Origin of the sequence: Modicisalibacter ilicicola DSM 19980, assembly GCF_900128925.1 — a bacterium.
Lineage (GTDB): Bacteria > Pseudomonadota > Gammaproteobacteria > Pseudomonadales > Halomonadaceae > Modicisalibacter > Modicisalibacter ilicicola.
This window is the reverse complement of sequence record NZ_FQUJ01000021.1, coordinates 1-24,157: the sequence shown is the minus strand read 5'-3', so window position 1 is coordinate 24,157 and position 24,157 is coordinate 1. Positions and strand designations below refer to the sequence as shown.

Annotated in this window: 20 protein-coding genes and 2 pseudogenes; 14 read left to right on the top strand and 8 right to left on the bottom strand. The window is 65.0% G+C overall.

The window, feature by feature from the left end; all coding sequences use genetic code 11:
• Positions 1-56: 56 nt before the first annotated feature.
• Complete coding sequence (locus BUA41_RS17265; RefSeq protein ID WP_084671795.1) at positions 57-2,894, bottom strand: insulinase family protein; 2,838 nt, start codon at positions 2,892-2,894, stop codon at positions 57-59.
• On the bottom strand, positions 2,894-3,580 hold the full coding sequence (locus BUA41_RS17260; RefSeq protein ID WP_072825168.1) for an SOS response-associated peptidase: 687 nt from the start codon (positions 3,578-3,580) through the stop codon (positions 2,894-2,896). Before BUA41_RS17260 ends, BUA41_RS17265 begins: the two co-directional genes overlap by 1 nt.
• A gap of 255 nt (positions 3,581-3,835) precedes the next feature.
• On the opposite strand from BUA41_RS17260, the gene BUA41_RS17255 reads away from it, so the two are divergent.
• Together BUA41_RS17255 and BUA41_RS17250 are read left to right on the top strand one after the other, a co-directional pair.
• Complete coding sequence (locus tag BUA41_RS17255) at positions 3,836-4,450, top strand: TetR/AcrR family transcriptional regulator (RefSeq protein ID WP_072825166.1); 615 nt, start codon at positions 3,836-3,838, stop codon at positions 4,448-4,450.
• Positions 4,447-6,366 (top strand): MFS transporter, encoded by a 1,920-nt coding sequence (locus BUA41_RS17250; RefSeq protein ID WP_072825164.1) that lies wholly within the window; start codon positions 4,447-4,449, stop codon positions 6,364-6,366. Before BUA41_RS17255 ends, BUA41_RS17250 begins: the two co-directional genes overlap by 4 nt.
• Positions 6,367-6,371: 5 nt before the next feature.
• On the opposite strand, the gene BUA41_RS17245 is transcribed toward BUA41_RS17250, so the two are convergent.
• Positions 6,372-7,652: an HlyC/CorC family transporter gene (locus BUA41_RS17245; protein ID WP_072825162.1), complete on the bottom strand. Its 1,281-nt coding sequence runs from the start codon at positions 7,650-7,652 to the stop codon at positions 6,372-6,374.
• An 86-nt stretch (positions 7,653-7,738) separates the two neighbouring features.
• On the bottom strand, positions 7,739-8,539 hold the full coding sequence (locus BUA41_RS17240) for a cytochrome C assembly family protein (RefSeq protein ID WP_072825160.1): 801 nt from the start codon (positions 8,537-8,539) through the stop codon (positions 7,739-7,741).
• Positions 8,540-8,773: 234 nt separating this feature from the next.
• Between BUA41_RS17240 and ffh the strand changes: the two genes are divergently transcribed.
• From ffh to BUA41_RS17180, 12 genes are all read left to right on the top strand, one after another.
• Positions 8,774-10,195 (top strand): signal recognition particle protein, encoded by a 1,422-nt coding sequence (gene ffh, locus BUA41_RS17235; protein WP_072825158.1) that lies wholly within the window; start codon positions 8,774-8,776, stop codon positions 10,193-10,195.
• Between the two features lie 160 nt (positions 10,196-10,355).
• Positions 10,356-10,622, top strand: coding sequence for a 30S ribosomal protein S16 (gene rpsP, locus BUA41_RS17230; RefSeq protein WP_072825156.1), 267 nt, complete (start codon positions 10,356-10,358; stop codon positions 10,620-10,622).
• A gap of 13 nt (positions 10,623-10,635) precedes the next feature.
• The gene (gene rimM / locus BUA41_RS17225; protein WP_072825154.1) at positions 10,636-11,193 is read left to right on the top strand and encodes a ribosome maturation factor RimM; all 558 of its coding nucleotides are present in this window, start codon (positions 10,636-10,638) and stop codon (positions 11,191-11,193) included.
• 15 nt (positions 11,194-11,208) lie between these two features.
• Positions 11,209-12,012, top strand: a complete 804-nt coding sequence (gene trmD / locus BUA41_RS17220) for a tRNA (guanosine(37)-N1)-methyltransferase TrmD (RefSeq protein WP_072825152.1) — start codon at positions 11,209-11,211, stop codon at positions 12,010-12,012.
• Between the two features lie 154 nt (positions 12,013-12,166).
• A complete protein-coding gene (rplS, locus tag BUA41_RS17215; RefSeq protein ID WP_072825150.1) occupies positions 12,167-12,523 on the top strand; it encodes a 50S ribosomal protein L19 in 357 nt (118 codons plus the stop codon).
• Between the two features lie 86 nt (positions 12,524-12,609).
• The gene (xerD, locus tag BUA41_RS17210) at positions 12,610-13,512 is read left to right on the top strand and encodes a site-specific tyrosine recombinase XerD (protein ID WP_084671793.1); all 903 of its coding nucleotides are present in this window, start codon (positions 12,610-12,612) and stop codon (positions 13,510-13,512) included.
• Between the two features lie 4 nt (positions 13,513-13,516).
• Positions 13,517-14,260 (top strand): DsbC family protein, encoded by a 744-nt coding sequence (locus BUA41_RS17205; RefSeq protein WP_072825146.1) that lies wholly within the window; start codon positions 13,517-13,519, stop codon positions 14,258-14,260.
• A gap of 47 nt (positions 14,261-14,307) precedes the next feature.
• On the top strand, positions 14,308-15,624 hold the full coding sequence (locus tag BUA41_RS17200) for a homoserine dehydrogenase (protein WP_072825216.1): 1,317 nt from the start codon (positions 14,308-14,310) through the stop codon (positions 15,622-15,624).
• Positions 15,625-15,809: 185 nt separating this feature from the next.
• A complete protein-coding gene (thrC, locus tag BUA41_RS17195; RefSeq protein WP_072825144.1) occupies positions 15,810-17,198 on the top strand; it encodes a threonine synthase in 1,389 nt (462 codons plus the stop codon).
• A 57-nt stretch (positions 17,199-17,255) separates the two neighbouring features.
• Positions 17,256-17,876, top strand: a complete 621-nt coding sequence (locus tag BUA41_RS17190) for a glutathione S-transferase family protein (protein WP_072825142.1) — start codon at positions 17,256-17,258, stop codon at positions 17,874-17,876.
• A gap of 106 nt (positions 17,877-17,982) precedes the next feature.
• The gene (locus BUA41_RS17185; protein WP_072825214.1) at positions 17,983-19,746 is read left to right on the top strand and encodes a single-stranded-DNA-specific exonuclease RecJ; all 1,764 of its coding nucleotides are present in this window, start codon (positions 17,983-17,985) and stop codon (positions 19,744-19,746) included.
• Positions 19,747-19,784: 38 nt separating this feature from the next.
• On the top strand, positions 19,785-20,396 hold the full coding sequence (locus BUA41_RS17180; protein WP_072825140.1) for a YitT family protein: 612 nt from the start codon (positions 19,785-19,787) through the stop codon (positions 20,394-20,396).
• Between the two features lie 58 nt (positions 20,397-20,454).
• Here BUA41_RS17180 and BUA41_RS17175 read toward each other — a convergent pair whose 3' ends face one another.
• The 4 genes and pseudogenes from BUA41_RS17175 to BUA41_RS17160 form a co-directional block, all read right to left on the bottom strand.
• A complete protein-coding gene (locus BUA41_RS17175; RefSeq protein ID WP_072825138.1) occupies positions 20,455-20,874 on the bottom strand; it encodes a VOC family protein in 420 nt (139 codons plus the stop codon).
• A gap of 138 nt (positions 20,875-21,012) precedes the next feature.
• Positions 21,013-23,595, bottom strand: coding sequence for a heavy metal translocating P-type ATPase (locus tag BUA41_RS17170; protein ID WP_084671791.1), 2,583 nt, complete (start codon positions 23,593-23,595; stop codon positions 21,013-21,015).
• Positions 23,595-23,882: pseudogene (locus BUA41_RS17165) on the bottom strand (MerR family DNA-binding protein); the annotation flags it as partial. The gene BUA41_RS17170 and the pseudogene BUA41_RS17165, both read right to left, overlap by 1 nt.
• A 31-nt stretch (positions 23,883-23,913) precedes the next feature.
• A pseudogene (locus tag BUA41_RS17160) lies at positions 23,914-24,157 on the bottom strand (IS256 family transposase); the annotation flags it as partial.

Here is a 24,157-nt window from a genome sequence, read left to right as displayed (position 1 = left end):
GAGCGACGACGCCCGCGCCAGGATTGGCGCGGACGTTCGTTCGTCGCTTGCGTTGCTCAGCGGGACTCCTTGCTCAGCGGGGTATAGTCTTCGGTGAGGGAGAGCACATCGCTGGATGAGGTGCCCGCGGTGAAGGTCACGCGCTGAGCCGGTGCCTCGCGCAGGGCACGCCAGGCCTCACGGACATCGTCTGGCGTAAGGTTCGAGACGCGCCCGGCGAGGCGCTCGCGTCGGTCGAAGCTGGTTTCGTCGAAGGCCAGCTCGTACCACAGACGGTCGGTCAGGCTGGAAAGCGACGGGTCGCGTTCGAGCAGCCGGTCCCGCACGGCGTCACGGTAGGGGGCGAGGGCTTCATCGTCCAGCTGCTCGATCCGCCGGTCGAACCCCTCCAGGAAGGCGTCTATCCTCGCCTGGATATGCTCGACCTCGGCGCTGGGGGATTGCACCAGCAGGTTCAATCCCGGGGCGTCCAGCAGTGGCTGGTAGCCGGCGTTGACGATATAGCCCAGTTGCTCTTCGGTGCGCAGCTGGGAGTAGAAGGGGGTGCCGATCATCTGGCCGAGCACCGCCAGCGTGGCCTGGCTGGTCAGGGAGCGGTCGGGCCCCTGCAGGTAGCGCAGCACCGCCTGGTCGTTGCGGGTGGATTCCGGGTGCAGGACCGGCGCCGAGCCAGGCACATCCAGTGTCACCAGGTCCGGGACGTCGCCATCGTCAAGCTGTGGCGACAGCGTGTTGGCGACCAGCAGACCTTCGCGACGCGCCAGCTCCGGTGTCAGGTTGCCCACCGCCATGCTCTCGATACGCAGCCGGGCCAGGAAGCGATCGCGGAAGTCGCGCAGCGCCTCGACCTCGATCGATCCGAGCGCGTCGAGCAAGGCGGTGTCCGGCCACCGCGGCCTCACCAGGGCGCTGCTCAGGGTGCGCTGCATCTGCCGGTAGAGGGGTGATTGCGGGGCGTTGCGCCATTCGCGATCCAGGCCGAGCTTGACCCGGGCGAAGGTGTCCGCCTCGATGCTGCCCTGCTTCAGCTGTTCCAGCACGCGCCGCAGTACCTGCTCCTGGCGGTCGCGCCACCCCGACAGGGAGAGGGTGATGCCGCGGCCGTGGGCGTAGGCCGAGAAATCCTGCCCGGCCAGGCGTGCCGGGTAGAGCGCTTCGTTGAGGCTGTCGTTCAGCCACCCGGCCAGCAGTTGCGTGAGCGCCGCATCGTGCGCGCTGCTCGAGGCTTGCGGGTTCTGCAGGCTGAAGCGCCACTCGACCCGGGGAGTGCCGAACTCGCTGTCGGGACGATACCACAGCGTGTAGCCCTCCCGGTCGATCAGGGCCTGGGGCGCGGTGGCGTCCAGTTCGAGCAGATCGAGATTCTCGGCAATGTAAGGGTTGGGCTCGGGCAGTGCCAGGCCGTCCAGGGGGCGGGCCGAGGGCCAGCTGTCGACGGATGTCAGCCGGTAGGGCGTGTCGAACCATCGAGTGCGCTGCTCTCCCTGCACATCGGGGGCGCTGTAGACCCGCAGCAGATGCTCCGGGGTCAGCCGGGAGAGCAACTCGCGCACCTGCTCTTCCTGGAACCCCGCCATGCGATAGCGACCGTACTGGACATCCTTGAGGGGGTAGCGTGCCATGTTCATCGCCATGCGGCTGGCAAGATGGAGAGGCTCACCGCGCTGCTGGAAGCGAAACTCCTGCTCGTTGAGCCTTGCCTGCTCGTCGTAACGCCACGCTTCGAGGCCATCCTCGCGAATGCGTTCGATCATCGCGAACAGGCTGGCCTGAATCCGGGCGAGGTGCTGGGCGCCTGACGGGGTCAGGCTGATGCTGATCGCGAACAGGGCATCGTCGCCATCGCCGCGCATGCTGCCCGCCGACAGACCGTCCGCCCAGCCCTGCTGGCGCAAGGCGGCGAGCAGACTGCCTTCGCCCTCGTGGCCGAGCAGGTTGCCCAGGTATTCCAGCGACTTGTGGCGATAGTCGCTGATGGGGTCGTCGGCCGGGAACAGGAAATGAACCTGGCGGCGATTCTCCAGACTCTGGACCGCCAGGCGGGCCGGCGCCTGCTCGGCAGTCAGCAGTCGTTCGGGAATGTCGGGACGCGACAGGCCGCGATCCGGAATGTCGGCGAAACGCTCGCGCACCCAGGTTTCCAGCGTGTCCAGCGACTGGGGTGCGACAACGGAGAGGTGCATGACGTTGGCGCCATAGTACGTCTCGTAAAAGTCGATCAAGTTCTGGCGCAGCGAGCGCTTGCCATCCTGCAGGGTCTCGAGGCTGCCCACCGAGAACCCGGTGGCCGGATGCTCGGGGTTGAGGGCCTGATCCATCGCTTCGCCGAGGCGGCGGCCATCGTCGCGCAGCCGGGCCTGGTATTCGGAATGCACGGCGTTGCGTTCGCGATCGACATACGCCTCGTTGAACAGCGGCGAGACGAAGAAACGGCTGAAACGGTCGAGGGCCCCGGGAAGCGTCTTGGGTTCGATATCGAAGAAGTAGTTGGTGTCCTGGTCGGCGGTGAAGGCGTTGTGATTGCCGCCGTGACGACTGATGAACTGCTGGTAGCTGTCCGCCTCGGGATAACGGTCGGTGCCCAGGAACAGCATGTGCTCGAGGAAATGGGCCAGCCCCGGGGTATTCTCCGGGTCCTGGGCGCTGCCCACCGAGACGTTCATCGCTGCCGCTGCCTTGTCGGCGTCGGCATCGCTGATCAGCAGCACCTCGAGGCCATTGGCCAGCGTCAGGGTGCGATACTCGCGTTGATCGTTGGGGCTGATGATCGGTGCGGGGGCATCCGCGGCAGAGGCATCGGCAGCCTCCTCGGCCAGGCTCTGGCCGGCGATAAACGCCAGGCTCAGCCAGAAAAGAGCCAGACTCCGGGCCAGGCGGTATGGCAGGTTGCGCATCATGTCTCCTGTTCACTGTGCCAGCGGACCATGCTGCCGATCGGATGACCGCAGGCCCAATCCTGACAAGAGGGATCGTTCACACGTCTTGATACCGGAAAAGCGCCCAACAGTTCCGTGGATGCCGGCGACAATTGGCCACGGACTTCGTCGAGGGGCGTTGCCGGGTCGAGCCAGGCCTCGGCGAGGGATGCGTCGACAACAGCCGGGAAGCGGTCGGTCAACGGCGCCAGTAGCGGGTTGCCGGGCACCGTGATCAGTGCCGTGGAGTCGGTGTAGGCGGTCAGCGTGGTGTGGTAGCGCACCCACAGCGCAGCCAGCAGCAGGGGGCCGCGATCGACGCGGGTCACCAGGAAGGGCTGCTTCCCGCGCGGTTGCGCCTTCCATACATAGACACCGCTGACGGGAATCAGGCAGCGACGTGCCGCAAACGCCTCGCGGAACATGGCACGGCTTTCCAGTGATTCCGCCCGGGCGCAGTGCGGGGCATGGTCGAGCACCTTGAGCCAGGGCGGTGTCAGCCCCCAGAAGGCGCTGGTCAGGCGCGGACTGCCTTGCTCGAGGCGGATGATCGAGATGGGGCGGCGAGGTGCCAGGTTGGGGCTGGTCAACAATGCCTGATCGCCGCCGAGCCTGGGCAGCAGGCCGTCGAGGGGCAGGGGGGCGATGTGCAGGCGTCCGGCCATGAATGACAGCTCCCGATAACCCGCGGGGATGAATGGAGGCGCCAGGGTACCCAAGTCCCTCGCAGGGGCCAACCGGTGGGCCAACGGTCGCGGAAGACGCGGCTCGTGAAAGGCCCCGGCATCATGCCTCATCGGCATGAAGGACGCGACAGGGCTTGCGTTTGCGCGTGGGGCCGATATGCTTGTCGAAAACACTGTTCGATCATCGCCGCTTCCATTTCTCTTCGGTGAGCGAGTCGCAAGATGGGGTAATCAATGGCACGTCCAAGACAGCACGCGCCCGAGGCGTTACACGCCCAGGTCATGGCGGCATGCGACGCCTGGTTGCGGGAAAATCCCGTGCGCATGCTGTCTCTGCGTGCCCTGGCTCGCGAGATCGGTTGTGCTCCCAGCACGTTACTCAAGCTCTATGGCAGCTTCAACAACCTGCTGCAGTACGTCAACATCGAAACCCTGGATCGTCTGCGCGCGGCCGTGGAAGGCATGGGTGGGGGAACGGCCAAGTCGCAGCTCGAGGCGCTGGCCACGGCCTATTGGCAATTTGCCCAGAATGATCCCTACCGCTGGCAGCTGCTTTTCGATTACCCCCTGGCCCAGGAAGGCGAACTGGATCAACGCCAGAACACCATGATCGAGGGGTTGTTCACGCGGGTCGAGGCCACGTTGAAGGAGCATCAGCCCAGGCTTGACGATCTGGCTGCACGGCGCATGGCGCGTACCCTGTGGGGCAGCGTGCATGGTCTGGTGCAATTGGGGCTCAACGAGCGTCTAGGCTACTGGCAGGGCCAGCCCCTCGAGGTGGGTGAGTTGCTCGATCAGTTGCTGACGACGATTCTCGACGGCCTCAGGTGCGAACAGAGCGAACCGTGAGTTCGTCCCTCCTCGCTCAGCGTCGTTTCGCGCCCTTTTTCTGGACTCAGGCCCTGGGGGCGTTCAACGACAATCTGTTCAAGAACATCTTGCTGCTGCTGCTGACCTTCGTGGCCGTGCCCCGCTATGGGTGGGACACCGGCTTGCTCAACAACCTGGCTGCCGGCCTGTTCATCCTGCCGTTTCTGCTCTTCTCCGCCTGGGGGGGCTCCCTGGCGGACCGACACGACAAGCAGCGCCTCATCCGGGGCCTCAAGCTGCTCGAACTTGCCACCATGTGCGTGGCCGCCCTGGCCGTCTGGTTCGAGCAGTTTGCCCTGCTGCTTGCATTGCTGTTCATGATGGGCACCCAATCGGCCCTGTTCGGGCCGGTGAAGTATGCCCTCCTGCCCCAGCATTTGCCGACCACCGAACTGGTGCGGGGCAATGCCTGGGTCAACCTGGGCACCTTCCTCTCGATTCTGCTCGGTACCCTGCTGGCGGGGCTCCTGGCATCGCTGGATGGCGCCTGGTCCCGAGGTACCATCGCCGGTGCCCTGGTTGGCATTGCGGTGCTGGGCTTTCTGGCGAGCCTTGGCGTGCCTGCGGCGCCCTCCAGCGCGCCAGGACGCGTGAACTGGCGACCGGTGACCGCCAGCATACAGATCCTGCGCGATGGCTGGCGTCATCCGCGACTGTTCCGGGGGCTGGTCGGTATCAGCCTGTTCTGGTTCCTGGGGGCCAGCTATCTGACCCAGCTGCCCGCCTGGGTGCGCGATGTCGTCCATGGCGGCGAGGCCGCCGTCAGTGCGCTGCTGGCGGCCTTCGCGGTGGGTGTGGGGAGCGGTGCCCTGCTCTGCGCGCGCCTGTCGGCAGGTCGCCTGGAGATGGGGCTGGTGCCCCTGGGGGCTCTCTTGATCGGCCTGGCCGGTCTCGATCTCGCCTGGCAGCCGGCCATCGACGGCGATCGACTCGAACTCGAAGCGCTCGTCGCGACCTTCGGGTTCTGGCGCATGATGCTGGACCTGGCGCTGATCGGAGTGGGTGGTGGGCTCTACATCGTGCCATTGTACACCCTGGTGCAGCTGGAGAGCCGTGACGACCATCGGGCCCGGATGATTGCCGCCAACAACCTGCTCAACTCCCTGTTCATGATCGTGGCGGCGCTCTTCGGCATCGTCGTGCTGACCGTGATCGGCGCCTCGCTGCACACCTTCTTCGCCTGTCTGGCGCTCATCGCCCTGGCGGCCGGGGCCGGTATCCTGATCGCCATCCCGCGTGCCGTGCTGCGCCTGTCGATCTTTGCGCTGATGCACGTGCTGTACCGCTTGCGCTTCTCGGGCCGCTCGCACATCCCGGCCAAGGGAGCGGCGCTGGTGGTATGCAATCACGTCAGCTTCATGGATGCGCTGATTCTGGGGGGCGCCTGTCCGAGGCCCATGCGCTTTCTGATGGACCGGCCGATCTATGAGTCGCCCTGGCTGAACTGGTTCTTTCGCATCGCCGGGGCCATTCCGGTGGACTCGGAGCGGCGCGACCCCGGCGGTGTCCGCCGCGCCCTTGACCAGGTGAGCGTGGCGCTGCGCAATGGTGAGGTGGTCATGCTGTTTCCGGAGGGACGTCTGACCCGGGACGGCCGAATGAACCGTTTCCGGCGTGGGATCGACATCATCCTGTCCCGGGACGCGGTACCCGTGGTGCCGGCCGCACTGGCTGGCCTGTGGGGGTCCTGGACCTCCAATTGCGATGGCCCAGCCCTGAGCAAGCCGCCACGTCGCTTTCGTGCCCGGGTGGCACTGGCATTCGGTGCGCCCGTTGCGGCCGGTCAGGCCGACAGCGCCTCCCTCGAGGCCCGAGTGCGCGAACTCAAGGCAGATGCCGAACGGCGTCTGCTGAGGCGCACCATGCCAGAAGGCTCCAGGGCCACCACCGACTGATTCGCCTAGGCAGTGCGCCCTCGGCGCATGTACTGCCAGCAGCGTGCGGAGGTGATCAGGTTGTCCTTGACCTGCAGGATTTCCATGCGGGTCGTGCCCACCTGCAAGCAGGCCGGTGCATCGGGGAAGGATTCGAGGTGTTCGAGGATCAGCCCGTTGAGCGTCTTGGGACCGTCGGTGGGAAGTTGCCAGCCCAAGGCCTTGTTGATGTCGCGAATGTTCGCCGTGCCCTCGATCACGTAGCTGCCGTCATCCTGAGAATGGATGTCCTGCTGCATGCCCGCGACATCGGTGGTGAATTCACCGACGATCTCTTCGAGGATGTCCTCCAGCGTCACCAGGCCCTCGACGTCGCCATATTCGTCCACCACGATACCGATGCGTCGTTTCTGCTGCTGGAAGTTGAGCAACTGGGTATGCAGCGGCGTCGACTCGGGGATGAAATAGGGTTCGCGAGCCTCCTGGACGATGGCCGCCTTGGTCACCTCGGATTTCGACAGGAAGCGGGCGGCGTTGCGCAGGTGCAGAATGCCGATGATGTTGTTGATGTCCCCCTTGTAGACCGGTACCCGGGTGTGCTGGCTGGCGCGAACCTGAGCGAGAATGCTTTCCAGGTCGTCGTCCAGGTCGATGCCGGATACCTCGTGCCGCGGCACCATGATGTCGTTGACGGTCACATTCTCGAGATCGAGGATCGACAGCAGCATCGATTGGTGGCGCCGAGGGATCATCGCCCCTGCCTCGTGCACCACGGTGCGCAGTTCGTCGCGGGTCAGGCTGTCGGCGCCCCCTTCGATGTTGCGCACCCCCATCAGGCGCAGCAGACCATTGGAAATGGCATTGACCATCCATACCAGGGGGTAGAGCAGCTTGAGCAGCGGCTCCAGGGCCAGGGAGGTGGGGTAGGCGATACGCTCGGGCTTGATGGCGGCGTAGGTCTTGGGCGTGACCTCGGCAAAGATCAGGATCACGATGGTCAGGGCCAGGGTGGCGACGGCCGGCCCGGATACCTCGCCGAAGAAATGGATGGCGATGATGGTGGCGATGGAAGCCGCCAGGTTGTTGACGAAGTTGTTGCCGATCAGGATGACGCCGATCAGGCGGTCGGGGCGTCCAAGCAGGCGCAAAACCCGCTGCGCCGGTCTTTCGCCCCCCTTGGCCTGATGGCTCAGGCGGTAGCGATTGATCGACATCATGCCGGTCTCTGAACTGGAAAAGAAGGCCGAGAGGCAGATGAGCAAGAAGAGCAGTCCGAACAGCAGTCCCAGCGGGAGGTCGTCACTCAAGGTCTGAAAATCCTAAGTCGCGTATCAGGCTCGTTTGTAGGGAATCGGCGTCCAGGCTGTCAAGGCCGCCTGGTCCGGACGCAGGGTCAGACAGCGGCAAGCACCACCTCGAGGGCGAACTTGCTGCCGAAATAGGCCAGCAGCAGCAGGGCGCAGCCGCCCAGCGTCCAGCGCACCGCCTTGGCACCGCGCCAGCCCAGGATATGGTGCCCGGCCAGCAACAGGGCGAAGATGATCCAGGCGGCGAAGGAGAGGACAGTCTTGTGCACGAGATCCTGGGCGAACATGTTGTCGAGGAAGATCACGCCGCTGACCAGCGAGGCGGTGAGCAGCAGCATGCCGGCCCAGATCAGCTCGAACAGCAGGCGCTCCATGGTGGCCAGCGGCGGGAGCACCTGCACGATGCCTCGGGTGTGGTGCCGTCGCAAGGCCTGGTTCTGGCGTGCCAGCAGCATCGCCTGAACGGCGGCGATGGCGAACAGGGAAAAAGCCAGTATCGAAGTGAGGATGTGCACCATGATGCCGGGTGAGGCGCCCGCCTGATGATCGGTGGTGGGCAGGCCGATCATCAGCAAGATGGTGAGTGCCGCCAGCGGAAAGAGACCCGCGGCAGCGCTCAGCACCGGCTTGGTGAAGCTGAACGCCAGCAGCAGCAGGGCGATCAGCCAGCTGATCAGCGAGGCGCTGGTGGAAATGCCGAGGTTGAGGGTGCCCGTGACGCCCAGACTGACCGCCACCACCACGCCATGGCAGACAACCGCCAGCACACCGAAGCTGCGCACCAGGGCCGGGCGCTGCGGTACACGCCGCAGCAGCGTCAGCCCCTGCCAGGAGCCGGCGCCGAGATAGAAGACGATGGCGAGTAATGCGAAGGGAAGCGCCTGCATCGTTGGGCCTTGATGTCCTCGACGTGGTGAGAGTAAGCCGCCAAATGAGAATCGAACACCGCGTTACTATACAGAATCCCCGGGGTAGAGCCCAGCCGGCGCAGCGGTCCCGAGAGGTCGAAATACGCTGCCGCCGGCTCATGGAGAGTGCAGGCATGAACGCGTATAATCCGTCTTCAACGATAGAGGTGCGCCCGATCCAGCGCACCCTCGGCATCCAACGCGGAGAGCCCCATGTTTGAAAGTCTGTCGGAGCGTCTGTCGAGGACGCTCAAGTCGGTGACCGGTCAGGCCAGGCTGACCGAGGACAACATCAAGGATACCCTGCGCGAGGTGCGCCGGGCGCTGCTCGAGGCCGACGTCGCGCTGCCGGTGGTCAAGGCCTTCATCGAGCGCGTGCGTGAGCGCGCCGTGGGCCAGGAGGTCTCTCGCAGCCTGTCGCCGGGCCAGCAGTTCGTCAAGATCGTCCAGCAGGAACTGGAAGCGATCATGGGCGAGGCCAACGAGGGGCTGGCGCTCAAGAGTACGCCCTCGGTGATCCTGATGGCCGGCCTGCAAGGGGCGGGCAAGACCACCTCGGTAGCCAAGCTGGCGCGCTTCTTGCGCGAGCGCGAAAAGAAGAAGGTGCTGGTGGTTTCCACCGACGTCTATCGTCCGGCAGCCATCGACCAGCTCGAAACCCTGGCCAGGGAAGTCGATGTCGATTTCTTCCCGTCGCGTAGCGATCAGCACCCGGTGGCCATCGCCGAGTCGGCGCTCAAGCATGCCAGGATCCAGTTCCACGATGTGGTGATCGTCGATACCGCCGGTCGTTTGCACATCGACAGCGACATGATGGACGAGATCCAGGCGCTGCATCAGGCGGTCGATCCTCAGGAGACGCTGTTCGTCGTCGACGCCATGACCGGCCAGGACGCCGCCAACACCGCCAAGGCCTTCCACGAGGCCCTGCCCCTGAGCGGGGTGATCCTGACCAAGGCGGACGGCGATGCCCGAGGTGGCGCGGCGCTGTCGGTCCGCCACGTCACCGGCAAGCCGATCAAGTTCATGGGCGTGGGCGAGAAGGTCGACGCCCTGGAGCCGTTCCATCCCGATCGCGTGGCGTCCCGCATTCTCGGCATGGGCGATGTGCTGTCGTTGATCGAGGAAGCCGAGCGCACCGTCGACAAGGGCAAGGCCGAGAAGCTGGCCAAGAAGGTCAAGAAGGGCGAGGGTTTCGACCTCGAGGACTTCCGCGACCAGTTGCAGCAGCTCAAGAAGATGGGCGGCATGGGCGGCATGATGGCCAAGCTCCCCGGCATGGGCCAGATGGCCGAGGCCGCGCAGAGCGCCGGGGCCGAGAAGGAGTTCGGCAAGCTCGAGGCGCTGATCAACTCGATGACCCCCAGGGAGCGGCGCAAGCCCGAGATCATCAATGGCTCGCGCAAGCGCCGTATCGCCGCCGGTGCCGGCCTGCAGGTACCCGACCTCAATCGTCTGCTCAAGCAGCACAAGCAGATGCAGAAGATGATGAAGAAGGTCGGCAAGAAGGGCGGCATGCAGAAGATGATGCGTGGCATGTCCGGCATGCTGCCGCCCGGCATGGGCGGTGGTCCGGGTGGTCCGGGTGGGCCGGGTGGCATGGGCGGGCCCGGCGGCGGTTTTCCGCGACGCTGACGAGCCGGCCGGCGTTCCGGAAAAAGGTTCCCAACGCTGGCAGTTTTCCGTAGAATATCGCGTCTTCATGGCGAGCTGCGGCTATGCGCGGCTCCCGGCTGCAATCGCGGTCATGAATCAATAGCCTAATATCGAAATCAACCGAAGGACTGATAACGCAATGGTTACCATTCGTTTGGCACGGGGTGGCGCCAAGAAGCGTCCCTTCTATCATCTGACCGTCAGCGATTCGCGCAAGTCCCGCGACGGCCGTTTCATCGAGCGCGTCGGCTTCTTCAATCCGGTCGCCCGCGGTCAGGAAGAGCGCCTGCGCGTCGACCTGGATCGCATCAGCCATTGGCAGAATCTGGGCGCTCAGGTCTCCGACCGCGTCGCCGAGCTGGTCAAGGAAGCGCGCAAGCAGCAGGCCCAGGCCGCCCAGGCATAAGACGAGTATCGTCATGCCGAGTGACGCAGCGAAACAGCCTGCCGGCGCCGATCACGATGACCATGTGGTGCTGGGCAAGCTGACCAGCCCCTACGGCGTCAAAGGGTGGTTCAAGGTGTATTCGTACACCAGCCCGATGGAAGGCATTCTCGATTACCCGGAATGGGTCATCGAGCATCGCGGTCAGAGAACGATTCGACGTCTCGTCCAGGGGCGTCGTCAGGGCAGGGGGCTCGTGGCCAGCCTCGAGGACGTGGACTCCAAGGAGCAGGCGGAGTCGCTGGCGGGAGCGCAAGTGTTGCTGCCCAAGGGGGCGCTGCCCGAGCTCGCGGCCGGCGATTACTACTGGTACCAGCTGCAGGGCCTGCGCGTGGTGACACTCGAGGGTGTCGACCTGGGGCGGGTGGACTATCTTTTCGAGACCGGCGCCAACGATGTGCTGGTCGTCAAGGGTGACGAGAAGAGCGTCGACGGCAAGGAGCGACTGTTGCCCTTTCTGCCCGACGAGGTCATCCGCGAGACGGACCTTTCTGCCGGCACCCTGACGGTGGACTGGGATCCTGAATTCTAGGCGAAAGGATCGGTCGTGTGGATTGGTGTTGTCACCCTGTTCCCGGAGATGTTCGAAGCGCTTACCGGTTACGGTGTAACCGGGCGGGCGGTCAAGCAAGGGTTGCTTGAAATCGATTTCTGGAACCCGCGAAACTACGCAACGGATCGGCATCGCACGGTCGATGACCGGCCCTACGGCGGCGGCCCGGGCATGCTGATGAAGGTCGCGACCCTGCGCCAGGCGATCCATGATGCTCGGGCCCGAGGCGAGCAGCGCTTCGGGAAGCCGCCCACGGTGATCTACCTGTCGCCCCAGGGGCGACCGCTGGATCAGGCAGGCGTGCGGCAACTGGCTGCCAGTGGCCCGCTGGTAGTGGTGGCCGGACGCTATGAAGGAATAGACGAGCGCGTCGTCGAAAGCGACATCGATCAGGAGTGGTCGATCGGCGATTATGTGCTCAGCGGTGGCGAGCTGCCGGCGATGGTAGTGATCGACGCGGCGGCCCGGCTGGTCCCGGGGGTCCTGGGGCATCAGTCTTCCGCCGCGGAGGACTCCTTTGCCGAGGGGTTGCTGGACTGCCCGCACTATACGCGCCCGGAAGTGATCGACGGGCGACGGGTGCCGGACGTGCTGTTGAGCGGCAACCATGCGGCAATCAGGCGCTGGCGGCTGAAGCAGTCCCTGGGGCGCACCTGGCTCAGGCGCCCCGAATTGTTGCAGAGCCAGACGTTGAACGCCGAACAGCGCGGCTTGCTGGACGAGTTCATCGGGGAATACGCCGAACAGGCGGAGGTGCGTAGTGGCGGAGACCCGATCGAGACCGATCAGGTCGATTGAATGCCCTGCGCGTCACCCACATTGTCGTTCCCGCGTCGTTCGACGCCGGGATCACATGCCAGGCGAATCCCTTTTCCATCCCGAGGGTCACCCGACGCCCCGGGAGAGGTAATGAAAGGCATCGCTTGGTTCATATCAGTCAAGGAGTTGTATCATGAGTGGCAAGAACAAGGTGATCCAGGCGCTCGAGGCCGAGCAGATGGAGAAGACCATCCCGGATTTCGCCCCGGGCGATACCGTGGTCGTCCAGGTCAAGGTCGTCGAGGGCAGCCGCGAGCGTCTCCAGGCCTTCGAAGGTGTGGTGATCGGCAAGCGCAGTCGCGGCCTGAACTCCGCCTTCACCGTGCGCAAGATCTCTCACGGGGTAGGCGTCGAGCGTACCTTCCAGACCTACAGCCCGCTGGTGGCCGCCATCGACGTCAAGCGTCGCGGTGACGTGCGTCAGGCCAAGCTTTACTATCTCCGCGAGCGCAGCGGCAAGTCGGCGCGCATCAAGGAAAAGCTGGGCTAAGCATTGCCAGCCCGGCGGCGAAACCCCGTCACCGCTCATGCGGGGCGGGGTTTCATCGTGTCTGGCCCGAGCCTGTGCAACCCCTCATGAGCATGATCCGGGACGACAACGACCTGATCGACGCCTTCCTGGATGCCCTGTGGCTGGAGCGTGGTGCCAGCGAGCATACCTTGACGAGCTATCGCCACGATCTGGCGGCCTGGCGGCGTTACCTGATCGCGAACGAGCGACGCCTGCTGGCCCCGGGCAGCGATGCCCTGCCGAACTGGCTGAGCGCCCGTCGCGAAGAGGGCTACAAGCTGCGCAGCAATGCTCGCTTGCTGTCGAGCCTGCGCGGCTTCTACCGCTGGCTGCTGGCACAGGGTACGATCGATGCCGACCCGCTCAACGAGGTACGGCTGCCCCGGTTCAAGGCGGCGCTGCCCGACACCCTCGATGAAGACGAGGTGGAACGCCTGCTCGCCGCGCCGGACACTGCCACCCCCCTGGGGCTGCGTGATCGCGCCATGCTCGAGGTGCTATACGGCTGCGGTCTGCGCGTCACGGAGCTGATCAGCCTGCGCCTGGACAGCATCAACCTGCGCCAGGGGGTGGTACGTGTGCTGGGCAAGGGGGACAAGGAACGCCTGGTCCCGCTGGGGGAAGAGGCCCAACTGTGGATAGAATGCTATCTGCGCAGCGGGCGTAGCGAACTGATGACGGATATCCGCCGTCCGCCCCTCTTTCCGGGCCGGAACGACGACTTCATGACCCGTCAGACCTTCTGGCATCGTATCAAGCACTATGCGCGACTGGCCGCCATCGACAAGCCGCTGTCACCGCATACCCTGCGCCATGCCTTCGCCACGCATCTGCTGAATCATGGCGCCAACCTGCGGGTCGTACAACTGCTGCTCGGTCACAGTGACCTGTCGACCACGCAGATTTACACTCATGTGGCTCAGGCACGCCTGGAAGCCCTGCATGCCGAACATCATCCCCGAGGCTGAGTAAATGAGACGATTCTTCAAGATACTACTGGGCGTGCTGCTGGTGGTCGCCAGCATGAACGTCGGGCTGACCCTGGCTAGGAGCGGTGCACAGTCGTTGCAACAGGAACTGACGATCAACGGCGAAGCCGTGCCGGTGGAATCCGTCAAGCAGACGCCGCTGGAAGGCATCTTCGCGGTGCGGCTGAAAAGCGGCGAGACGCTCTACAGCGATGCCGAGGGCAAGCACTTCGTCGTTGGCGACCTGTTCGCCAATCGTGAGCAGGGCCTGGTCAACCTGACCCAGCAGGCGCTCGACCACGCTCGAGCCGAGCGCCTCGCGGAGGTGCCGCGGGAGGACAAGGTGCTATTTCGTGGCGAGCAGGCCCCCGAGGCGACCCTGAAGGTATTCACCGATGTGACTTGCCCCTACTGCCGCAAGCTCCACGAGGAGGTGCCACGCTTGAACGCGAAGGGCATCGCGGTAGAGTATCTGGCATTCCCGCGCAGCGGTCTGAAGTCCGAAGGCGCCCGCCTCATGGCTCAGATCTGGTGTGCCGACAACCCTGAAGAAGCCATGAGTGCCGCCAAGCGCGGCGAGGCCCTCGAAAGTTCCGCGGATTGCGACAATCCGGTCGCGGACCAGTATCATCTGGGACGGGAACTGAATGTACAGGGGACGCCGGCCATCGTATTTCCCGATGGACGCATGGTGCCGGGGTATGTTCCTGCCGAGCAGTTGGCGGCCATGCTGGGCATCGAGGGCTGAGCCGAGTTTCGAAAGGCGAATCGACCATAGACGAGGGAAGCATGACGTTGAAACCGGTAAGAGTGGGGATCTGTGGACTGGGTACGGTCGGTGGCGGTACCTTCAACGTGCTGACGCGCAATGCCGAGGACATTGCGCGTCGGGCGGGGCGCCCGATCGTCATCGAGCAGGTGGGTGCACGCCGCGCGAATCCCGATTGCGACACCACCGGTATCAATGTCACCGAGGACATCTTCGAGGTCGCACGAAACCCCGATATCGACGTGCTGGTGGAGTTGATCGGGGGGTACGATGTCGCCCGAGAACTGGTGATGACCGCCATCGAGCACGGCAAGCATGTGGTCACCGCCAACAAGGCGCTGATCGCCGTCTACGGCAACGAGATATTCCAGGCCGCCCATGACAAGGGCGTGATCGTTGCCTTCGAGGCGGCCGTGGCCGGCGGCATCCCGGTGATCAAGTCACTGCGCGAGGGGCTGGGCGCCAATCGCATCCAGTGGCTTGCCGGCATCATCAATGGCACCGGCAACTACATTCTCACCCACATGCGCGACGAGGGTCGCGCCTTCGAGGATGTGCTGGCCGAGGCCCAGGCCCTGGGCTATGCGGAATCGGACCCGACCTTCGATGTCGAGGGCATCGACGCCGCCCACAAGCTGACCATCCTCGCGTCCATCGCCTACGGTGTGCCGTTGCAGTTCGACAAGGCCTACACCGAAGGCATCGCACGGATCACCGCCGACGACGTCGAACAGGCCGACAACCTCGGCTATATCATCAAGCACCTCGGCATCTCCAAGCGCACCGACAAGGGTCTCGAGTTGCGGGTGCACCCCACGCTGATTCCCAAGGAACGCCTGCTGGCCAGCGTGCATGGTGTCAAGAATGCCATCGCGGTCATGGGCGACGCGGTTGGCCCCACGCTCTACTATGGCGCCGGTGCCGGTGCCGAGCCGACCGCCTCGGCGGTCGTGGCCGACCTGCTCGACGTGGCGCGCGATATCACCACCGCGCATCACTACCGCGTCCCCTACCTGGCTTTCAGCGGCATCGTCGAAGGCGACGAGAGCCTGCCGATCATGCCGATGGAGGATATCGTCACCGCCTACTACCTGCGCCTGCTGGCGGTGGACCGCCCCGGAGTGCTGGCGCGGGTGGCGACCATCCTTTCCGAGCAGGGAGTGTCGATCGAAGCGATCATTCAGAAGGAAGCCATCGAAGGCGAACTGGTGCCGATCATCCTGCTCACCCATCGTACCCGCGAGAAGAACATGAACGAGGTGATCCGTCAGCTCGAGTCCCTGGCCGACATCGCCGGGCCGGTGACGCGGATCAGGGTCGAGTCCCTCGACGAGCAGGAATAAGTCACCATGAATACCGGGCTGCGCTCGGCCATACGGCGTTGAAAAGCTTCTCAAGTTGCTCGTTTACTACAGTAAACTCCGCACTTTCGTCGCTTTTCGCCTTGTCTGGCCGTCGCTCGCCTCGGTCTTCATCGCGACTGGCAGGATGAGACGGCAAGGCTTCTTCCAAGACGGAGAAAATTTCGATGCGTTATATCAGCACTCGCGGGCAGGCGCCTGCGCTGAACTTCGAGGACGTGGTGCTGACCGGCATGGCCAGCGATGGCGGGCTCTACGTGCCGGAGACGGTGCCGCAGCTTTCGGCGGACGAACTCGCCGACATGGCCGGACTCTCCTACGCGGAGGTCGCCTTCCGAGTGATGAAGCCCTTCGTGGGCGGCGAGATCGACGACGATACCTTTCGCGAGATCGTGCGCGACGCCTACGCCACCTTCAGCCACGACGCCGTGGTGCCGCTCAATCAGCTCGACACCAACCATTTCCTGCTCGAGCTGTTCCACGGACCGACGCTCGCCTTCAAGGATGTCGCCCTGCAACTGCTCGGACGCATTCTCGATCATTTCCTGCAGAAGCGCGGCGAGCGTGCGGTGATCATGGGCGCCACCTCCGGCGATACAGGATCGGCGGCGATCGAAGGCTGTCGCCACTGCGACAACCTCGACATCTTCATCCTGCACCCATATAACCGGGTCTCCGAGGTGCAGCGCCGCCAGATGACCTCGGTGCTGGCCGACAACGTCTTCAACATCGCCATCGAAGGCAACTTCGACGATGCCCAGGCGATGGTCAAGGCTAGCTTCGCCGATCAAGGGTTCCTGAACGGCGCCCGGCTGATCGCGGTCAATTCGATCAACTGGGCACGCATCATGGCCCAGATCGTCTACTACGTCGCCGCCGGCGTGGCGCTGGGCGCTCCCCGTCGCGAGATCAGCTTCTGCGTACCCTCGGCCAACTTCGGCAACGTCTTCGCGGGCTACATGGCCTACAAGATGGGCCTGCCGGTGCGCCAGTTCGTCATCGCCACCAATGCCAACGACATCCTGCATCGCACCCTGGCCGACAACGATTTCTCCAGGCGCGATCTCGAGGCCACCCTGGCCCCGTCCATGGACATCGTGGTGTCGTCCAACTTCGAGCGCCTGCTGTTCGATGCCTACGATCAGGACGGTGCCGCAGTGCGGGCGCTGCTCGAGCGCTTCCAGCAGGAACCCACGGCCCTGGCCGAGGCCCCCCTGGCCCGGCTACGCGAGCGCTTTGCGAGCCATAGCGTCGACGATGCGACGATTCTCGAGGTGATCCGCGAGGCGCACCATCGCACCAAGGAATTGCTCGACCCGCATACCGCCACCGGCTACCGGGCGGCCGAGATGCGTCGAGGCGATTCCAGCATCCCCATGGTGACGCTGGCCACCGCCCACCCGGCCAAGTTCGCCGAGGCGGTGGTCAAGGCCGGCTTCCCGGGCGTGCCGCTGCCGCCGCACATGGACGACCTGCTCGAGCGCGAGGAGCGCTACAGCGTGCTGCCCTCGGAACTCGCGGCGGTGCAGGCATTCGTTGCCGAGCACCGTCGCTAGTGAGCGGCTGGTGTCTATCCTCGCACAAAAGGGCCGCTACAAGAGGGAGAGAGGGACATGTTGAAGATCTGGGGGCGCACGAATTCCGTCAACGTCAAGAAGGTTCTGTGGTGTGCCGAGGAATTGGGCCTGGACTTCGAGCGAATCGACGCCGGTGGTCAGTTCGGTCTCGTCGATGAACCGGCCTACCGGCAAATGAACCCCAACGGCCTGGTACCCTGTATTCAGGACGGCGACCTGGTGGTGTGGGAGTCCAACGCCATCGTGCGCTACCTGTGTGCCAAGTATGGTGCAGGAGTGTTGTATGCCGAAGACCCGGCGGAAAGAGCGGCGGCGGACAAGTGGATGGACTGGACGACCTCGACCTTCGCAGTTCCCTTTCGTGCGATATTCTGGAATCTAGTGCGTATCCCCACTGCACAGCGCGACATCCAGGCCATCGACGATGGGCTGGAAACCTGCACGAAATTGCTGCCCCGGGTGGACGAGGCGCTGGCCGAGCGGCCTTTTCTCTCTGGAAGCCGCTTCGGCATGGGCGACATCCCGCTGGGTTGCTTCGCCTATCTGTGGTTCGAGTTGCCCATCGAGCGACCGGCATTGCCCAATCTCGACGCCTGGTATCAGCGTCTGACGACGCGCCCCGCCTATCGCAAGCAGGTGATGATTCCGGTGACCTGAGGGGCACCGTCATTCCGTCATCCCCTGGTGCCCGGCATGCCGGGCACTGTATTTTTCAGGAGAGAGTGTGGAGAGCGAGACCGTTCAACGATCGTCAGCCGATGTCATGCGTCGGCGCATCCAACCGCGCCCACGAGACGAAGCGCTGTACCGACGCGCCCTGGCGGCTGGATTGTCCGAATTGCAGGCACGGGTGCTGGCCGGGCGGTTGCCGGGTTACACCGGCGAGCTGGCACCGCTGGTCTCGCCCAGCCTGCGCCATCTCGAGCATCCCGAGAAGCTGGCTGACGGCCGCCGCAGTGCCGAGCGCATCGCGCGTGCCGTCACCGAGGGCGAGCATATCGGCATCCTCACCGACTACGATGTCGACGGCATCACCTCCCACGTGGTGATCCTGCGTACCCTCAACGAGCTGTTCGGCGTGCCGTCGCACAAGCTGCACAGCCTGATCGGCCACCGCATCAACGACGGCTACGGCATCAGCCTGCCGCTGGTGGAGCGCACCCTGGCGCTGTCGCCGCGGCCCAGCCTGGTGATCACCGCCGACTGCGGCTCCTCGGACGAGCCGCGTATCGCCCGGCTGCGCGAAGCCGGCATCGACGTCATCGTCACCGATCACCATGCCCTGCCGCAGGAGGGCCCGCCGGCCTCGGCCCATGCGACGGTCAATCCGACCCGGGACGACTGCGACTTTCCCGATCCCACCATTGCCGGCTGCATGGTCGCCTGGCTGGTCATGTCCTTGACTCGGGCCGTGCTCATCGAACTCGGCGCACTCTCGCCCTCGACGCCCAAGCTCTCCCCCTGGCTCTCCTACGTGGCGCTGGGTACCGTGGCGGATTGCGTCTCCCTTGGCGGCAGCGCCATCAACCGCGCCGTGGTCACCCAGGGCCTGACGCTGATCAACCGCATGGAGGCTGCCTGCTGGCGGGCCATGGCCGAACGCCTGGGTGCCGACAGCGTACCCTTCGATGCCGAAACCCTGGCCTTCCAGATGGGACCTCGCATCAACGCCCGCTCCCGGCTCGACGACCCCTACGCGGCCTTGCACTTCATGCTCGCCGTCGACGAGACCAGCGCGCGAACCCATCTCGAGGTGCTTGACCAGGACAACCAGTCGCGCAAGGCCATCGAGAGCGACATGACCGAAACCGCCCGTGCCCTGGCGATGGACGAGCTGGCCCGAGGCGAACAGGTCCTGGCGGTCTTCCTCGAAGAGGGGCACGCCGGCGTGCAGGGCATCGTCGCCTCGCGTCTCGTGCAGGCCTTCGGCCGCCCCGCCTTCGTGCTCACCCCGGCGGCCACGCCCGGCATGCTGACCGGGTCCGGGCGCTCCATCGAGGGATTGCATCTGCGTGATGCCCTGCAGCGGGCGCACGATCTCGCTCCCGAGGCGCTGCCGCGCTTCGGTGGGCATCGTGGTGCGGCGGGTATCGGAGTCCCGCAGAATGCGCTCGATACCTTCCGGGGAGCGTTACGCCGGGCGGTCGGCGAGCAGCTCGGTGGCCGCGAGCTCTATCCCTGCGTCTTCACCGACGGTGAGCTGATGGGGCAGCAATTGTCGCTGCTCACCCTCGATGAACTGGAACGGCTGGCACCCTACGGCCGCGAGTTCGACGCCCCCCTGTTCGAAGGGGAGTTTCGGGTCGAGAACCTGCGCGTGGTGGGGGCCGACGGCACGCACCTGATGCTCGACCTGTCGAGCGGCGGCGTCAGCACCCGGGGGATCTGGTTTCGCGCCCTGTCACCGGGCGAAACGCCGGCCTTCGGCCTGGGAGCGAGAGTTCGCTGTGCCTACAAGCTGTCGCGCAATCGCTGGAAGGGGCGGGAGTCGCTGCAACTGATGATCGAGCACGCCGAAGCGCTGTAGGCACGCCCGATCGCTTCCATCATCCATTGGGAAAGGCCATGGCTCAGGAAAACGGCGAGCGCCATCATCTCTATGAAGATTTGCTTGCCATGCTGTTGGGCACGCTGTTCGTCGCGCTGGGAATCACGTTCTATACGCAATCGACATTGCTGACCGGCAGCACCGCGGGCTTGGCGTTGCTCGTGCAGTACGCCACGGACGCCCGCTTCGGAACGATCTTTTTCCTGATCAACCTGCCGTTCTACTTTCTGGCACTCAAGCGTCTGGGGTTGTGGTTCACTCTCAAGACGTTCGTTGCGGTACTGCTGGTGTCGCTGTTTGCGCAACTGACACCGGGGTGGATAATACTCTCGGCGCTGCATCCGCTCTATGCGGCCTTGATGGGCGGCAGCTTGATGGGCATCGGCCTGCTGGTGCTGTTTCGCCACCGCATGAGCCTGGGCGGAATCGGTATCCTGGCGCTCTACCTGCAGGATCGCCACGGCATCCGTGCAGGCCTCTTCCAACTGGTCGTCGATGGACTTATCTTGCTGGCGGCCTTCGTGGTCGTGGCACCGACCCAAGTCCTGCTGTCGGTGCTCGGCGCATTGGCGATGAACCTGATCGTGGCCATCAATCATCGCCCGGGGCGCTACATCGGCATGAGCTAGGTGTGATCTCTCAGTAGGTTGGTCAACCGGACCTCCTGTGATGCCTGTCTCGCAAGGCTCAATAGTTCGGCCAGACCCCCGGTGTCGCCAGTTCCAGCAGGTGACCGTCGGGGTCGCGGAAATAGAGGCTCTCGCCGCCACGGGGCCAGTGGGTGCGTCCCTCGATCTCGACGCCATGCTCGGCAAGGCGTGTCTCCCAGGACGCGAGCTGGTCGGCATCGATGGCCAGCGCCATGTGCACCCGCCCCTGGCCGTCATGGGGCGGGATGGTGCCCATCTCCCGGGGCAGGACGACGGTCTCCAGGGTCTCGCCCTGCAGGAACAGCAGCAGAATGCTGCTGCGGCCGACATCGTAGGCAGTGAAGCGATGGTCGGCGGTGAAGGCCTGGAGCCCCATCACCTCCTCGAAGAAGGTGCGGGCACGCGACATGTCGTCGACGTAAAGCGCCGTCTCGAGTACCCCGTTGAGCGTTGGCATGATGGCCTCCTGCCCCCTGTTTCCCACCTTCAGCCTAGGCAATATCGCCAGCCGCTGGCCAGTTCTAGTTTGACCCCCAGAACCACCACGCGATCAGCGCGATCAACGCCAGTCCACCGAGATTGACCAGTAGTGTCGTCATGGCGTCGGCTCCTGCTGGCTTTCCTGGGGTGTCTGGGTTGCTTCTCTCGCGCGTGCCGTGTCGGACGGCGCCGATGTCCTGAACAGCCGTAGTCGGTTGGCGTTGCTGACCACGGTGACCGAGGAGAGCGACATGGCAGCCCCGGCGATCACCGGCGAGAGCAGGGCACCGGTGAACGGGTACAGCACACCGGCGGCGATGGGGATGCACAGGGTGTTGTAGCCGAAGGCGCCCCACAGGTTCTGCTTGATGTTCCTGAGGGTGGCGCGGCTCAACTCGATGGCGTCGGCAATGCCGTGCAGCGAACCGCGCATCAGGGTGATGCCGGCGCTCTCGATGGCGATATCCGTGCCTTGGCCGATGGCGAAGCCCACGTCGGCGCGCGCCAGGGCCGGGGCGTCGTTGATGCCGTCGCCCACCATGCCGACTACCTCGCCGTTGGCCTGGCGACGCTCGATCTCGGCGTGCTTGTCCTCCGGCATCAGCTCCGCCCGATAGTCGTCGATGCCCAGTTCCCGGGCGATGGCGGCGGCGGTATGGGGGTTGTCGCCGGTGAGCATGACGACCCTCAGGCCGTCTTCCTGCAGACGTTCGATGGCGGCCCGGGTGTCTGCCTTGAGCGGATCGCTGACACCAAAGATCGCCGTGAGCCGGTCATCGACGGCCAGATAGATCACGGTACGGGCCTGATTTTCGAGGTGCCGGGCGATCTCGTTGCCGGCCTCGAGGCTGATGCCTGCCTCGCTCAGCAGCCTGGCGTTGCCCAGGCGCAGGCTCTTTCCATCGGCTGTTCTGGCCGTGACACCGCGCCCGGTTACACTCTCGAAGGCCTCGATCCGCACGGTCGTGGCGTTTTCGGATTCGGCATGCTCCACCAGCGCCGTGGCCAGGGGATGTTCCGAGCCTTGCTCCAGGGCGGCCACCAGGCCCAGCACCTCGCGGCTGTCGCCCTCGAGGATCTCGGCCTCGGTGACCCGGGGCCTGCCTTCCGTCAGGGTGCCGGTCTTGTCCACCACCAGGGTGGTGAGGCGGCTCGCGATTTGCAGCGCTTCACCGCTTCTTACCAGCACGCCGTGCTCCGCGGCCTTGCCTACGCCGATCATTGTCGAGATCGGTGTCGCCAGTCCCAGGGCACAGGGGCAGGCGATGATCAGCACCGTGGTGGCGGTGACCAGCATGTGCGTGAGCACCGGTGCCGGGCCGACATTGAACCAGATCAGCGTGGTGATCACGGCGACGATCATCACGCTCGGCACGAAGATCGCCGAGACCTGATCTGCCAGCTTGCCGATGGGCGGCCTCGAGTTCTGTGCCTTGGCCACCTGTTCGGTGATTCTCCCCAGGCGGGTATCGTCACCGACCCGGGTAGCGCGATACACCAGGCCGCCACGGCCGTTGACCGTGCCCGCGCTGACCTCACTGCCCGCCCGCTTGGCGACGGGCTCCGGCTCCCCGGTCAGCATGGATTCGTCGATGTAGCTCGAGCCTTCCACCACGTCGCCGTCCACCGGCAGTCGCTCCCCGGGACGCACCCGGAGGTGATCGCCTTCACGGACGTCATCCAGATCGACCTCCTGCTCTCGGCCGTCGCGGATCACTCGGGCGGTCTTGCTCTGCAGGTCCAGCAGGCGCTTCAAGGCGTCGCTGGTGCGGCCCCTGGCCTTCAGTTCCATGGCCTGGCCCAGCAGGATCAAGCCGATGACCATCGCCGAGGCCTCGAAATAGATGCCGCGAGCCGCCTCGGGCAACCAGCCGGCAAACAGCACCACCACCATGGAGTAGAGCCAGGCGGCGCCGGTGCCGAGCGCAATCAGGGTGTCCATGTTGGCCTGATGATGGGTGAAGGTCTTCCAGGCATTGACGAAGAAATGCCGCCCCGGGCCGGCCAGCACGCCAAGACTCAGGGCGCCGATCACCAGCCAGAACAGCCTGCCGCCCCCCTCGGGCTGGGGGTGATAGACGAACATCAGGAGCATCAGTGGCACGCCCAGACCGAGGGCCAGCAGGCTGCCCCGCAGGCGCTTCCTGTATTCCTTGGCGTCCTGCTCCTGCTTGGTCTGCTGGGCCTGGCGTAGATCCTCGATGGGGCTGGCGCCATAGCCCACGGCTTTCACCGCCTCGATCAACCGTTCGGCACCGGCGCTGCCGTGCACCTCGGCGGTGTGGTTGCCGAAGTTGACCCGCGCATGGCTTACCCCGGGAACGCCGTTCAAGGCCTTCTGTACCGTGTTGACGCAGCCGGCGCAGGTCATGCCGGAAATCGACAGCCGCTGGCTGGCCTCGCGCCGCGGGGGAGGCGATGCCTCCCGGGGTGCGGCTGGCGCCTCGGTTGCCGCCGCTGCGGGAGCGTCCTCTTCATCGCCGATCTTCTCACTGGCAGCGGGGTAGCCGGCTTCCACGAGCAGGGCGTCGATGCGCTCTGCGGGAAGTTGCGTGCTGAACTCGACGCGTTTCTCGTCGGGATAGCCGGTGATCTCGGCCTGCTCGTCCTGGGCTTGCACGGCGCGGCGGATCTTGCCGACACAACCCTGGCAGCTGATGCCGGGGATGCGGCGCTGATAGTGGAAAGGTGCGTTCATCATTGCTCTCCCAGGGCGCGGGCCTCGGTTACCGTCAGATCGTCCTCGGGCAAGCTCTCGATCAGTCGGCACAGGCTGTGGCCGTCGGGGGTGCCGTCGGGCATGTCCTGCCAGGTGGCCAGGGCCTGCTCCATGCGCTCGGCGAGTGCCTGGAGTTCGGCGATCCGCGCCTGGATTTCCGGCAGCCGGCTCGCCAGCAGATCGCGCACCAGGGGGCAGGGCGAGTCGCCGTGATCGGCATGGTCGAGGATCTCGCCGATCTCGCGCACGCTGAAGCCCAGGGTGCGGGAGTTATTGTCAAATCCTGTGTATGGCCGGTTAGGCGGCAGTCCTATCTGACTGATCGGTCAAGGGTTCTCCATCCTGGAACTTGACGTTGTTCACGACTAGCTCCAGTTTCTTGAACCCCTTGATCCGCTTCCAGCGCTTCTGAGCGCTCTGAAGCAGCTTGAAGACCATCGCCAGGGTGGTCGCCCGGGAGCCGCAGTTCCGGCTTCGCTTGCTCCGCAGGCGGACCGTGGCGAAGGTCGACTCGATTGGGTTGGTGGTGCGGATATGCACC